This window comes from Dyadobacter sp. SRI_021 (assembly GCF_057586235.1).
The window spans coordinates 735,924-749,911 of sequence record NZ_JBYCZM010000003.1; the positions used below are offsets into that span (position 1 = coordinate 735,924).

Here is a 13,988-nt window from a genome sequence, read left to right on the forward strand (position 1 = left end):
AGAATCCATCCGTCAATCCTCGTAACCTGCGCAGTTATGATATCCAGTTATCTGAAAATCGCTCTCCGGAGCCTTTGGAATAAGAAGGCTTTCGCCTCCATTAATATCTTCGGACTGGCAATCGGGTTAGCGACTTGCATGCTGATCCTCCTTTTCGTGCAGCACGAACTGAGCTACGACCGCTTCAACCGAAATGCAGACCGTATATTCAGGGTTACATTACATGGCCGGATTGGCGGGAACGATATCAACATCGCGGGTGCGTCCGCTCCCGCAGGGCCCGCCCTCCTGCGCGATTACCCGGGCGTGGAGGCGTACACGAGACTCAGCAACCATGGTACTTTCCTCGTCAAAAATGGCGAAAAGCGCTTTTTGGAAGAGCGTGTCATTTTTACCGATTCCAACTTCTTCAATTTCTTTTCCATACCCCTTTTGAAGGGTGATGCCAACAGTGTGCTGAAAGAGCCGAAGACGGTCGTTCTGACCCAATCCATGGCATTGAAATACTTCGGAAATCAGGACCCGATCGGGAAAAGCCTCGATATGGGCAATAGCGGTGCGTTCCGTGTCACGGGCGTTTGTGAGGATGTGCCATCCAATTCGCATTTCCACTATAATTTCTTCGGATCGATGAAATCGGTCACGCTGGGGGACAAGTGGCTGTCGAGTGGCGCCCATACCTACATTCTGCTGCGTAACGGTTATCCGGTTGAAAAACTTTCGGCTCAGATGCCGCAGATGGTGCGGAAGTACATCGGGCCGGAAATCCAGGAGTTCCTGGGTATGAGTTACGACGAGTACCTGCGCAAAGGCGACAAGTTTGGTTTCGGTTTGCAGCCATTGACCGACATTCACCTTACTTCCAATCTCGAAAATGAGCTGGAAGGCAATAGTAACATCAAATACATATACATATTCACCGCCATCGCGGCATTCATTCTCCTGATCGCCTGCATCAACTTTATGAACCTGTCGACAGCGGGTTCGGCCGGGCGGGCGAAGGAAGTCGGCGTCCGGAAGGTAATGGGCTCGGTGCGGCAGCAACTCATGGCGCAATTCCTGATCGAATCCGTTTTGGTGACGTTTTTTGCGCTTCTGCTAGCATTGTTGCTGGTGGTATTGCTTCTACCCGGTTTCAATGACCTGGCCGGCAAACAATTCGATCTCCAATCCATCCTGAATGCGCGGATGATCGGCTATGCCCTGGCCGGATGTCTGATCGTGGGGCTGCTCGCAGGCAGCTATCCGGCATTTTTCCTGTCTGCCTTCAGGCCGGTGGCTGTGCTGAAAGGAAGTATTCAGGCGGGCGTAAAAAGCGGATGGCTGCGGAATACGCTGGTTACCATTCAATTTGTAGTCTCCATTGTGATGATTATCGGCACGATGGTCGTCTACCAGCAGCTCCGTTTTATCCAGAACAAGAATCTGGGTTTTGATAAAGAACAGGTGTTGATCCTGCATGATACCTATCTGCTGGGAGATAAGGCTAAAACCTTCAAGGAGCAGCTGAGAGGCCTCTCGGCGGTGAGCAGCGTGACCCTGGCAGGTTACCTGCCTGCGGGAAATTCCAATAACGGTACGGACGGCTTTCTGCCTGAAAATGGTGATAATAATATTACGCCATATCGTTTCACGACTTACCAGGTGGACGAAGACTACCTGAAAACGCTGGGAATCGGCCTGGTTGCTGGCCGGAACTTTTCGAAAGCCTTTGGTGGCGACAGCGCTTCCGTACTGATCAACGAGGCGGCGGTAAAGCAATTCGGCTGGAAAGACCCGATCGGAAAGCGTATCAGAACCATCGGTAACGGCACGCCCGAAAGCAAGCGGTTTTATACCGTGGTAGGTGTCACCAAAGACTTCCACTTCCGCTCCATGCACGAGCGTATTGCCCCGCTGGTGATGTTTTATGGAGGCGACCAGTATCAAATAGCTGTCAAAATTAAAACGAACGATATTCCGGGTGTGCTCAAAACTCTGGAAAAGACCTGGAAGGCAACAACGGATAACCCGTTTGGGTATTCGTTTCTGAATGAGCGTTTTAATAACATGTACGAGTCGGAGCAGCGGGTAGGAAGGCTGTTCGGGATTTTTGCCGCGCTCGCGGTCGTGATCGCGTGCCTGGGGCTGTTTGGCCTGGCGGCGTTTACGACGATCCAGCGGACCAAGGAAATAGGGGTGCGCAAAGTGCTGGGTGCTTCGGTATGGAGTATTGTCTCATTGCTTTCCAAAGATTTTGTCAAACTGGTGGGCGTTGCCATCGTCATAGCCTCGCCGCTGGCGTGGTATGGGATGAGCCATTGGCTGTCGGACTTTGCCTATAAAGTGAGCATTGAATGGTGGGTATTCCTCGTTGCGGGTGTGCTGGCTGTAAGCGTGGCTCTGCTGACGGTTAGTTTCCAGAGTATCAAGGCGGCGTTGGTCAACCCAGTGAAAAGTTTAAGAAGCGAGTAATATGGTTGGAAGCTATTTGAAATTTACCCTTCGAAGCCTGGCAAAACATAAGGTATATGCCGGTATCAACCTCATTGGCCTGGCCGTGGGAATGGCTGGCGCAATTGTGTTGTTCCAGCTCGTAAAGTACCATCTCAGTGTAGACAGCTACCATGCCAACGCCGGCAGGACCTATCGCGTGGTGGTGGATCTGCACCTCGAAGATGGCTCCGTGGAGCAGGAGCGGGGCTCGGCTTACGTTTTGCATGAAACATTGAAAAAGGAGTTCAGCTACGTCCGGGACGCCGCTTACCTGGCGCGTAAGGAGCTCACGATCAGGGTCGATCATGAAGGGACTTCACGCAAGTTTATTGAAAGGGACCATCTGGCTTTTACGAACCCGGACTTCTTTAAAATATTCGACTATAAGTGGATTAGCGGCAGCCCTTCGGCGATGGCTGCGCCCAACCAGGCCGTCGTAACGGAACGTTATGCCCGGAAGTACTTCGGGAATGGGAATGCCATTGGTAGAGTAATCCGCGCGAATAACCGGGAAAATATTGTGATCGCAGGCATCGTGGCCGATTATCCCGATCAAACCGATTTTAAGCAGGATATTTTCATTTCGCTGCCCACGTTAAAAAAGATCGTTCCCGAATATGGTTATGAGGATTGGGGCTGGATCGACGGCGGTCGTGAAACTTTCATAACGCTTCGTTCGCCGGAGGATAAGGCTGCATTTGAAGCGCAAATGCCCGCATTCGCCAACAAATACTATGGTGTCGACGGCAAGGTTTTTCATTACCATTTGCAGGATTTGTCGGACGTGCATTTCAATGTGGCTTATGGCGGGAAAATCAAGTACAACACGATCATCGTGTTGGCGACGGTGGGCTTATTGCTCGTGCTCATTGCCTGTTTCAACTTCATTAATCTCTCGACGGCACAGGCTTTCAAGCGCAGCAAGGAAGTGGGGGTAAGAAAAGTACTAGGCGTCTCCCAGATGCAGGTTTTCTGGCTTTTTATTCGAGAAACAGTATTGTTGGCTTTTGCTGCGGGTACTATTTCCCTGGCACTTGCTTGGCTTTTTGCACCGATGCTTAGCCAGTGGCTGGGCTTGAATGTGCGCATAGACATTCTCAAAGATCCTCCGCTACTGGCTTTCTTTACGGCATTGTTGCTGTTTGTGATCGTGCTGGCCGGCGTTTATCCTGCATTCGTGATTGCCAGGTTCAATCCCGTGAAAGCCATTAAAGGGTTATTGAAGGAAAATAACCGAAGTTTTTTTTCGGTCAGAAAAGGGCTGGTTGTGACACAATTCAGCATTTCATTCGTCTTGATAGCCGTAGCGACGCTGATCATCCTGCAATCCGAATTCCTGAAAAATAAGGATCTCGGAATGGATAAAGGCCTGATCCTGCACATGAATTTGCCTGAAACTGAAACCGGCAAGCTGACGGCCCTACGTAACGAACTGTCGGCATTGCCCGAGGTTACGGACCTTTCGTTTTTCAGAAGCGCCCCGTCGGTTCAGACCAGCGGCGGCGGAACGATCAAATTCGAAAACCGCGACTGGGAGAAATTCGTAGCCCGGTCGAGAGCCGCGGATGACCATTTTGTAAAAACCTATGGATTGAAACTCGTTGCAGGCCGTGTTCCGGTGCATTCGGATACGCTCCATGAGCTACTGATCAACCGGAAACTGGTACGGGCATTAGGATTGAAATCACTCGAAGCCGCATTGAACCGCCGCCTACATGTTGGCGACGCGGGCAAAACCGGTACCATTGTAGGGGTATTGTCTGATTTCAACAATGGCGACCTGTACACGGGTATCGAACCGACGATCATATTCGCCGATCAGTCGCGCTACCGCTGGGCCGGGGTGAAGCTGAGCCACGTGAATGCATCGACCATCAGTCGTATTAGCGCCGTTTGGCAGAAACAGTTTCCTGAAAATGTATTTGAATACAGTTTCTATGACGAAGAGATTGCGAAGTTCTACCAACGCGAAGAACTCGCGACGCGCCTGACGACCACTTTTGCATTGCTGTCCGTTTGCCTGTCGTGCCTCGGATTGTTCGGACTGGCCATTTTTGCCATCGAGCAGCGAACCAAGGAAATAGGTGTGCGGAAGGTACTCGGTGCCTCCGTAGCAGGTATTACAGCTATGCTGTCGATGGATTTCCTGAAACTGGTGCTTGTCGCGATCGTGATCGCCAGCCCGGTCGCGTGGTATTTCATGCATCGCTGGTTGCAGGATTTCGCCTATCGGATCGACATCCATTGGGGCATTTTCGTCTGGGCAGGCTTTCTGGCCGCCGGGATTGCCTTGCTGACGGTCGGTTTTCAGAGTGTTAAGGCGGCGTTGGTGAATCCCGTGACGATTTTGAAAAGGGAATAAAGGAGAAAGGGAGGATGGAGGAAAGGGACCACGAATCCTTCCTCCCTTTCCTCCTTACTCCCCATTAAAAAAGATAAATTATTATGCTTAGAAGTTACCTGAAAATCGCATGGCGTAGCCTGATCAAGGATCGGCAGTTTACGCTGCTCAACCTGATGGGCCTTTCCACCGGGCTGGCCTGTACATTGCTGATCTACCTCTGGGTGACCGACGAGCTGCGAGTGGACAAGCATAACGACAAGGACGCGCATCTGTTCCAGATCATGGTGAACCAGCCGCAGGAGGATGGCATCAAGACAGGAGAGCATACGCCGGGCCTGCTGGCCGATGCATTGAAAGCGGAGATGCCGGAGGTGGAGTTGGCTACGACGGTGGTCCCCGCAGAATGGTTTTCGAACAAAGGCGTGGTGTCGGTCGGAGAAACTCAATTGAAAGCCGGGGGGCAGTTCGTCAGCCACGACTATTTCGATGTTTTCACCTGCCCCTTCAAGCAGGGGGATGCGAGCGCAGTGACGGGCGACAAGAATACCCTGGCGCTGTCGGAGGAAATGGCCGAAAAGCTTTTTGGTACCGGACAGGATGTGGTTGGAAAGACTGTGAAATGGGACGAGGGGCAGTTCAGCGGGCTTTACCGCGTGGGAGGTGTGTTCAAAAGCAATCCGCGTAATGCGAGCAATCAGTTCGATATTCTCTTCAATTTCGAGCAGTTCAAGGTGCGGCGGCCGGGTATCGAGAACTGGAATAACAGCGATCCGAATACATTTGTAATTCTCAAAAGCGGCGCAGACCTGGCGTCGTTCAATGAGAAGATCCGGCATTTTCTGAAAACCAAAAGCAAGGACAACGATTTCCAGCTTTTCGCGATTCGGTATTCTGATAAGTACCTCCACGGACAATTCGACAATGGCGTACAGACCGGCGGGCGTATTACGTACGTGAGGTTGTTTTCGGTGATTGCGGTGTTCATACTGGTAATCGCGTGCATTAATTTCATGAACCTCTCCACGGCCAAAGCTTCGGGCCGGATGAAGGAAGTAGGGATCAAAAAAGTGGTGGGGGCATTGCGGAGCTCGCTGGTCGTGCAGCATTTGAGCGAATCTCTGATGCTCACCTTTGTTTCATTGCTTGTGGCGATGGGTATGGTCATACTCCTGTTGCCGGAATTCAACAGCATTACCGGCAAGCAGATCACCCTTTCCGCCGATCCGACGCTGATTTTAGCCGCATTGTCCATCACGCTGATTACCGGTCTGCTGGCAGGGAGCTATCCGGCATTGTATTTATCCGGTTTCGATCCGGTTTCTGTTTTGAAAGGCAGACTGAAAAACACCGCGGGGGAATTGCTTGTACGGCGCGGGTTGGTTGTGTTCCAGTTTGCGGTGTCGGTGATTTTTATCGTTTCGGTGATCGTCGTTTACCGGCAAATCCAGTTTATTCAGAACCGGAACCTGGGCTACAACCGTGACCATATTATTCATTTTGAAATACCACTCGAAATGGATTCGCTGAAATTGAAAGCGGCAGAGGGGTTTCTGGGCGAAGTGAAAAATACGCCGGGCGTAGTGAATGCTTCGAGCTATTACCATAACCTCACCGGGCAACATGGCGCAATCTCCGGTTTCGAATGGCCGGGTAAGCCTGCCGGGACGGATATCGAGTTCTCGAACCTGGAAGTAGGTTACAATTTCATGGAAACAGTAGGTATGACGCTGCGCGAGGGCCGGTTTTTCTCCCAAAACCAGAATGCGCGGAACGAAATCATATTCAACGAGTCGGCTATTAAAAGTATGGGGCTTAAAGACCCCGTCGGTAAGACGGTTAAATTCTGGGGTATGGAACGGCAGATCGTCGGCGTGGTGAAGGATTTCAATTTCGAATCATTGTATGAACCCGTGAAACCCTGCTTCTTCCAGATGTACCCCATTATGCCGAATGTAATGGTGAAAATTCAGAACGGCGCTGAGGAGCAAACGATTGCCCGTCTGCGGAAACTCTTTCAGGATCGTCATAAGGGCCTGGTATTCGATTACCAGTTTCTGGACGAGAATTACAAGGCGCTATATGCCTCGGAGCGGCGGGTAGGGGTGCTTTCGCGTTATTTTGCCGGGCTGGCGATTGTGATTTCCTGTCTCGGGCTTTTCGGATTGGCTGCATTTACGGCCCAACGCAGGCAGAAAGAGATCGGTATTCGCAAGGTGGTTGGCGCCTCGGTGAGCAATGTGGTGCTGATGCTTTCCATGGATTTCATCAAACTCCTGGTAATTGCATTGCTCATTGCATTTCCGCTGGTAGGCTGGGCAATGTACCAATGGCTGGCCAATTTCGCGTTCCGTATTGACCTTGATGCCGGAATTTTCCTGTTCGCTGCCGCCGGCCTCGCGCTCATCACGCTCGCGACGGTAGGTTTCCAGGCGGTGAAGGCGGCGCTGGTGAATCCTGTAACGAGTTTGAAAAGGGAATAAAGGAGGAAAGGGAGGAAAGGGAGGAAGGGGTTTGTAAACTTTCTCTCTTCCATCCTCCCCTTCCTCCCCAAAAAATATGATCATGTTTAAAAACTATCTAAAAATCGCATTCCGTAACCTTGTCAAAAGCAAGGGCTACTCGGCTATTAATATCGGTGGGTTGGCTGTGGGAATGGCCGTGGCCATACTGATAGGCCTTTGGGTTTATGACGAATTCGCGTTTAACCGCTATCACGCCAACTACGATCGCATTGCGAAGGTGGTGGAGCGGGGTGTTTTCGAAGGAAAGACCTACGACGGCGGAGAGCATACTTCATATCCGCTGGGCCAATATCTCCAGCAGCACCACATGGACGATTTCGAATATGTGGTCCAATCGTCATGGACGGACGAGCATATTCTGGCCTACAAGGACAATAAGTTTACCAAAAAAGGCGCGTATATGAGTACGGGTGCGCCACACTTGTTCACACTGCACATGCTCAGGGGATCGCGTGACGGTCTCAAAGAACGCAATTCGATCCTGCTCTCGGAATCGGTGGCGGAAGCATTATTCGGTAAGGAAAACCCGATGGACAAGATCGTGAAGCTCGATAACCAGTTCGATATGAAGGTGACGGGTGTTTATCAGGACCTTCCTTACAATACGGAGTTCAGGGAATTGACGTTCGTCGCGCCCTGGGACTTGTATGTCGCGACGCAGAATTGGGTGCGTGACGCCCGGGATAAGGAGCAATGGAACAACAACTCATGGCAGTTGCTGACGCAAATCCGTCCCAACTCGACTTTCGAAGGCGTTACTGAGAAAATCAGAAATATTAAAATGGAACACACGCCGGAGGCACGGTTCCTGAAACCGCAAAACTACCTGCTGCCGATGTCGAAATGGCACCTGTACGGTACCTGGGACGATGCCGGTCAGGCTGACGGGCGTATTCGTTACGTGTGGCTTTTTACGATCATCGGGGCGTTTGTATTACTGCTGGCGTCGATCAATTTTATGAATCTCAGCACGGCGCGTTCCGAAAAACGCGCGAAAGAGGTCGGTATCCGAAAGGCGATCGGTTCGATAAGAGGACAGCTGATCAACCAGTTTTTCAGCGAATCGTTCATGGTGGTCTTTCTGGCATTTGTGCTCGCGATCCTGATCGTCGTGCTTGTGCTGCCGTCGTTCAATGAAATTGCCGACAAGCGGATCAGCTTTCCGTGGGGAAACGGCTACTTCTGGCTGGCAGGATTTGCATTCTGTTTCCTGACAGGGCTTATGTCGGGCAGTTACCCGGCATTGTACCTCTCGTCGTTTCAGCCGGTGAAAGTTTTGAAAGGGACATTCAATGCAGGCCGGTTTGCTTCAATGCCTCGTAAAGTGTTGGTAGTGTTGCAGTTCACGGTGTCTGTGACGCTGATCATCGGTACGGCTATCGTTTACAAACAGATCCAGTACGCCAAGGACCGGCCAGTTGGTTACGACCGGAACGGACTCATCACCGTCGAAATGAATACGCCCGAGCTGTATAGTCAGTACAACCGGCTTCGCGGAGAATTGCGGGAAACCGGGGCGGTGGAGGAAATGGCCACATCCTCGTCGCCATCAACATTCCTCGGTTCCAACAATGGCGGTTTCAGCTGGCCGGGAAAGGACCCGAACCTGCACGATAACTTTGGTACCATCGGTGTCTCCCATGATTTTGGCAAAGCCGTCGGCTGGCAATTCATCGGCGGTCGTGATTTCTCACGCCAGTTTTCCACCGATTCTTTGGGGATGGTAATGAATGAATCTGCGATGAAGTATATGGGTTTCCGGCAACCGTCGGATATCGTGGGCCAAACGGTAAAATGGGGTGATACCCCTTACAAAGTAGTCGGGGTGATCCGTGATATGGTGATGGGCTCACCGTTCAGCCCGGTACGTCCGACATTATTTATGGTTAACTACGGATGGGCGAATTTTATCAGCATCAAACTCAAACCGGGGCTTCCTTTAAGGCAATCGCTGGTAAAGGTGGCGGCGGTTTTTCGTGAAGTGAATCCCGGTGCGCCATTCGATTACAAATTCACGGACGAAGAATATGCACGGAAATTCGCGGCCGAAGAACGCATTGCCACGCTGGCAACGGTGTTTGCCGGGTTGGCGATATTTATCAGTTGCCTCGGATTGTTCGGGCTTGCATCTTTTACCGCCGAGCAGCGGACAAAAGAAATCGGCGTCCGGAAAGTGCTGGGTGCTTCCGTATCCAGCCTATGGGCACTGCTGTCGCGAGAGTTTATATTGCTGGTCATCATATCCTTTCTGATTTCGGCGCCTACCGCATGGTATTTCCTGAACGGATGGCTTCAAAAATATGAGTACCGAACTGAAATTCCGTGGTGGATTTTCGCCGCCGCCGGGGGCGGCGCGCTGTTCGTAACGCTTGCAACGGTAAGTTACCAGGCAATCAGGGCCGCGCTGCTGGATCCAGTTAAATCGTTAAGGTCGGAATGAGGAAAATGGGAGGATGGAGGAAGTTTCTTTTACCTTTCCTTCCTCCCTTTTCTCCATCCTCCTTCCTCCCAAATAAAAAAACAATGCTAAAAAACTACCTCAAAATCGCTTTCCGCAATCTCTTGAACAACAAGGGGTATACTGCTATTAATGTTTTCGGACTGGGGCTGGGGCTGGCGACTTGCCTGCTGATTGTGCTGTATATTTCCGACGAGTTGAGTTTCGATAAACATCATCGGTCGGCCGACCGGCTTTTCCGCGTTGCGATGGAGGCGCGGAATGAGAAATGGGCGGGGACGCCGGGGCCGCTGGCAGCTGGTCTCCAATCCGATTTCCCGGAAGTGGAATCGGTGGCGCGGGTCCTGAAATTTTCGGGCATGGACCGTATGCTGCTCGAAAACCGTAACGGCCGGCAAACCACACGATTCTATGAAAACAATGGCTATTATGCCGATTCGACGCTGTTCGATGTATTGACTTACGACTTCAAATATGGAAATGCCCGTCAGGCACTCAGCCGGCCCAATACCCTGATACTTTCCGAACAAGTGGCCGAAAAGTTGTTCGGGAGCGTAGATCCGGTGGGTAAGGTGATCCGTGTCGGGCTGACGTTCGGTGATTTTGACTATACGGTCACTGGTGTTTATCGGAACAATAAAAAGTCGCACATCAATGCCCGCTTCTTTTTATCCATGCAGAATAGCGATATGGGCGGCTGGGTGGCGAGCCAGAATAACTGGGCGATGAATAACATTTTTCATACCTACGTCAAACTCCGGGAAGGTACCGATCCAGCCACATTTGAATCCAAACTGACCCCATTCCTCAACCGGCATGGTGCAGCGGACCTGAAAGCACTGGGCATTTCCAAGGAGCTGTTCATTCAACCGGTAACCGACATTTACCTGAAATCCAATATCGGGAACGAGATCGCTCCGAACGGCAGCATGACCTATCTGTATATTTTCGGGTCAATTGCGGTATTCCTGCTCTTCATTGCCTGCATTAATTTCATGAACCTCAGCACCGCGCGCTCCGAAAAACGGGCAAAAGAAGTAGGTGTGCGGAAAGTGCTGGGGGCAGTCAGGAATGCCCTGGTGTACCAATTCCTGGGTGAGTCGATGATCCTGGCCATCCTGGCACCTGCCATTGCCGTGCTCGTGGTACAGCTGCTTTTACCGTATTTCAATAACCTGACGGGCAAAGACCTGGATATGTTTGTGCATCCGGCCTTCCTGTATTGGATGGCGGGCATTACCCTGTTTACCGGGCTCATAGCGGGACTTTATCCAGCCTTCTATCTCTCTTCTTTCAGGCCGGTGAGCGTCCTCAAAGGCCGGCTGGTGAATATTGCTTCGGCGGTGCTGCTGCGAAAAGGACTGGTTGTGTTCCAATTCACAGTATCCATTATCCTCATTCTCGGAGCGATTGTGATCGGTCAGCAATTGTCATTTCTTCAAAATCAGAACCTGGGCTTTGACAAGGAACAGAAACTGGTAGTACCGTTCAGAAACGAAAAGACGACGGCTAATTTCAATGCGTTCCGGGAGGAAGTGCTGCGCATTCCCGGCGTGGAGACCGCAACCAGCGGATCGGTGTATCCGGGCATTGAGAATATTGAAGACCTGCTTTTTTATGCAGAGAATAAGACTGTTCATGACGCCGTCGACATTCATTTTGCAACCGTCGGCGACGATTATGTTGAAACCCTGGGACTCAAAATGGCCGCTGGCCGTTCCTTTTCAAAAGCATTCAGCGGGGATTCCAGCAGTATTATCCTGAACGAAACGGCCGTTCGGGAGCTGGGTTACGACGTAACCTCGGTAGTCGGTAAAAACGTGTTTTTCGAGCTGGCCGGCAAGCGCCGGAGTTTGCAGGTGGTAGGTGTAGTAAAGGATTTCAACTTCCGCAGCCTGCATGAAGGCATCAAACCTTATGCGCTTACAACCAGCATTACCGACAAATACCAGTATTTCATTGCGAATGTTAAAACCAAAGACTACGCCGGCGTATTGACATCGGTAGGGACAGTTTGGAAGAAGCTGAATCCTGACATTCCATTCACCTATTCATTCCTCGATCAGGATTTTCAGAAGAATTACGAAAAGGAACGGCGGACGGGCAGTATCGTACTGTATTTCACTTGCGTTGCGGTAGTCATAGCTTGCCTGGGCTTGTTTGGGCTGGCGGCATTTTCCGCAGAACGGCGGACAAAGGAAATCGGCGTCCGAAAAGTACTGGGTGCGTCGGTGGGCAGCATTGCAGGGATGCTCTCGGGGGAGTTCCTCTCGCTCGTATGTATTGCGCTCGTGATCGCCACCCCTGTGGCGTGGTGGGGCATGCGAGAGTGGTTGCAAGGGTTTGCCTACCAGGTAGGCATTCAATGGTGGATTTTCCCGGTTACGGGGCTTTTCGCAATACTTGTGGCATTGTTAACGGTCGGTTTCCAGAGTGTGAAGGCGGCTTTGATGGACCCGGTGAAATCGTTGAAAAGGGAATGAGATATATCCTGACGCTTCTTTGTTTTTTATGCTCTTTTCAGAGATCCTGGTCGCAGGCCAGAGGCAGTTTTGAGAAGGATGTCGAGCATTACGCGCACATGATAGGTTTGCCCGCGTACGCGCTGGGCGTGGCCGAGGGCGACAGGCTGGTGTTTTTCAAAAGCGCAGGTTATGCAGATTCGGCAGGTAAAGAGCCAATTACCCAAGACCATATTTTTGAAATAGCTTCTGTTACAAAATCGCTTACCTCCATTGCATTACAACAACTGGAAGAAGCCGGGAAGCTTTCGTTGAACGACCCGGTCGATGAGTTTCCGAACCGCTTTTTTACGAAAGAGCGCTGGAATGCTCAGACTACCTTGGCACACCTCGTGAGCCATACTTCGGAAAGTACGCCGGCGGGATCAGCATTTGTGTACAACGGGAGCAGATACAACATTGTTTTCAATGCATTTGCAGCCATCAACCCGATGGATTCTACCGAAGAAATGACGCGTCCGTTTACGATACAGATCGAGAAAGGTATTCTGAATCCGCTTCAAATGACCCACACACTTACGCGCTTCACAGAGCGGGAGCACGGGAGTTTGAGAAAATGGATAGCTGTAAAATACAGCTGGGATGATGCGATGAAACGATACGTTCCGCGGCCTGTTAACCCGGTGGGGATGCAGAGTGGGCCGGGCTTCGGGATGATGAGCAGCTTGCGCGATCTGGTACGCTATTCGGCGGCGATCGGTGAGGAGCGCATTCTGTCCGACGAACGGTATCGAAGGATCACGACTCCATTTTACCCCGGTAGCCCGCAAGGAATGGGCTGGTTTACCTATCCTGTGGCGGGTGTAGACCTGCATTGGTCGTATGGCTACGGCGATAACAGCTCCGCATTGCTGCTTCGCGTGCCGCAGCGGAACTTGTCGTTGATATTGCTGTCGCCTGCCAGTGCGCATTCCGCGGCGGCGCTCCTGGGCTTCGGGAATCCGCTAATGTCGCCTGTTGTGGCTTCGTTTGTGCGGAATTGTCTTTTAAATGCGCCTGAATCCATCGACTTCGGGGGAGCTGTGGGGCGTATTGAAGCGAGCCTGGATAAGCGGAGGGCAACGGACGTGGCCGATGTATTTGGTGCACGAAGCGTTTGGAGTGGTGATGAGTCTCTCGTATTCGGGCAAAACCATCCCGGGTAATACGGCGAAAAGTCTTGACCTGCTGAAAATGTTGATCCGAAAATACCCGGCTCATTCGCTTTGGCAGGCTACCGCCCCGTTCGAGATCGTAGCGGAATCGGACGACAGAGCAGTACGGGATTTCGGTACGAAAATGGTTGCCGCTTTTGCCCGGACAGGCAAAGTACATCCCGCGAAATCCTTTTACGCCGGGTTGATAATGGAAAAGAATGGCGAAACCGAAAAGGCAATGGTATTTTACAATGCATTGGCCGCTGGTGACGATTTCAAAGAGCAGTCCTACAAGCTGGACGCGATGATGAAAGTCGCAAAGTACCAAATGGCCCGGAATCCCGCTAAGGCCAAGGCGATGCTCGAACGGCTCGTACGCTACAAGGAATATGTGACGGCGAAGGACAGGTTATATAACGATGCGAAAGAGATGTTGATCAAATTACAATGAAGGAGGAAAGGGAGGATGGAAGAAAGGGATAACAGCTCCTTCCCCCTGTCTCCCCTTCCTCCCTTTCCTTCTAAAACAAA

At 51.4% G+C, this 13,988-nt stretch carries 7 protein-coding genes; all 7 read left to right on the forward strand.

Features of this window, described 5'->3' with window-relative positions; all coding sequences use genetic code 11:
• The first annotated feature begins 36 nt into the window (after positions 1 to 36).
• A complete protein-coding gene (locus AC2YIT_RS12360; RefSeq protein WP_487279362.1) occupies positions 37 to 2,454 on the forward strand; it encodes an ABC transporter permease in 2,418 nt (805 codons plus the stop codon).
• Position 2,455: 1 nt separating this feature from the next.
• A complete protein-coding gene (locus AC2YIT_RS12365) occupies positions 2,456 to 4,837 on the forward strand; it encodes an ABC transporter permease (protein ID WP_487279363.1) in 2,382 nt (793 codons plus the stop codon).
• Between the two features lie 83 nt (positions 4,838 to 4,920).
• Entirely contained in the window at positions 4,921 to 7,299 is a 2,379-nt protein-coding gene (locus AC2YIT_RS12370; protein ID WP_487279364.1) for an ABC transporter permease, read from the forward strand.
• A gap of 82 nt (positions 7,300 to 7,381) precedes the next feature.
• Positions 7,382 to 9,781 carry an ABC transporter permease gene (locus AC2YIT_RS12375; RefSeq protein ID WP_487279365.1) on the forward strand — a complete coding sequence of 800 codons (2,400 nt, stop codon included), beginning with the start codon at positions 7,382 to 7,384 and terminating at the stop codon, positions 9,779 to 9,781.
• An 83-nt stretch (positions 9,782 to 9,864) separates the two neighbouring features.
• Entirely contained in the window at positions 9,865 to 12,282 is a 2,418-nt protein-coding gene (locus AC2YIT_RS12380) for an ABC transporter permease (RefSeq protein WP_487279366.1), read from the forward strand.
• On the forward strand, positions 12,279 to 13,466 hold the full coding sequence (locus tag AC2YIT_RS12385; RefSeq protein WP_487279367.1) for a serine hydrolase domain-containing protein: 1,188 nt from the start codon (positions 12,279 to 12,281) through the stop codon (positions 13,464 to 13,466). The genes AC2YIT_RS12380 and AC2YIT_RS12385 overlap by 4 nt, the downstream gene beginning before the upstream one ends.
• Positions 13,429 to 13,908, forward strand: coding sequence for a tetratricopeptide repeat protein (locus AC2YIT_RS12390; RefSeq protein ID WP_487279368.1), 480 nt, complete (start codon positions 13,429 to 13,431; stop codon positions 13,906 to 13,908). Before AC2YIT_RS12385 ends, AC2YIT_RS12390 begins: the two co-directional genes overlap by 38 nt.
• The last annotated feature ends 80 nt before the right edge of the window (positions 13,909 to 13,988 follow it).

Bases quoted from the DNA above. Each gene is read 5' to 3' on its own strand.
- AC2YIT_RS12380 (WP_487279366.1), top strand. From the start codon at position 9,865: ATGCTAAAAAACTACCTCAAAATCGCTTTCCGCAATCTCTTGAACAAC.
- AC2YIT_RS12390 (WP_487279368.1), top strand. From the start codon at position 13,429: ATGAGTCTCTCGTATTCGGGCAAAACCATCCCGGGTAATACGGCGAAA.
- AC2YIT_RS12370 (WP_487279364.1), top strand. From the start codon at position 4,921: ATGCTTAGAAGTTACCTGAAAATCGCATGGCGTAGCCTGATCAAGGAT.
- AC2YIT_RS12360 (WP_487279362.1), top strand. From the start codon at position 37: ATGATATCCAGTTATCTGAAAATCGCTCTCCGGAGCCTTTGGAATAAG.
- AC2YIT_RS12375 (WP_487279365.1), top strand. From the start codon at position 7,382: ATGTTTAAAAACTATCTAAAAATCGCATTCCGTAACCTTGTCAAAAGC.
- AC2YIT_RS12365 (WP_487279363.1), top strand. From the start codon at position 2,456: ATGGTTGGAAGCTATTTGAAATTTACCCTTCGAAGCCTGGCAAAACAT.
- AC2YIT_RS12385 (WP_487279367.1), top strand. From the start codon at position 12,279: ATGAGATATATCCTGACGCTTCTTTGTTTTTTATGCTCTTTTCAGAGA.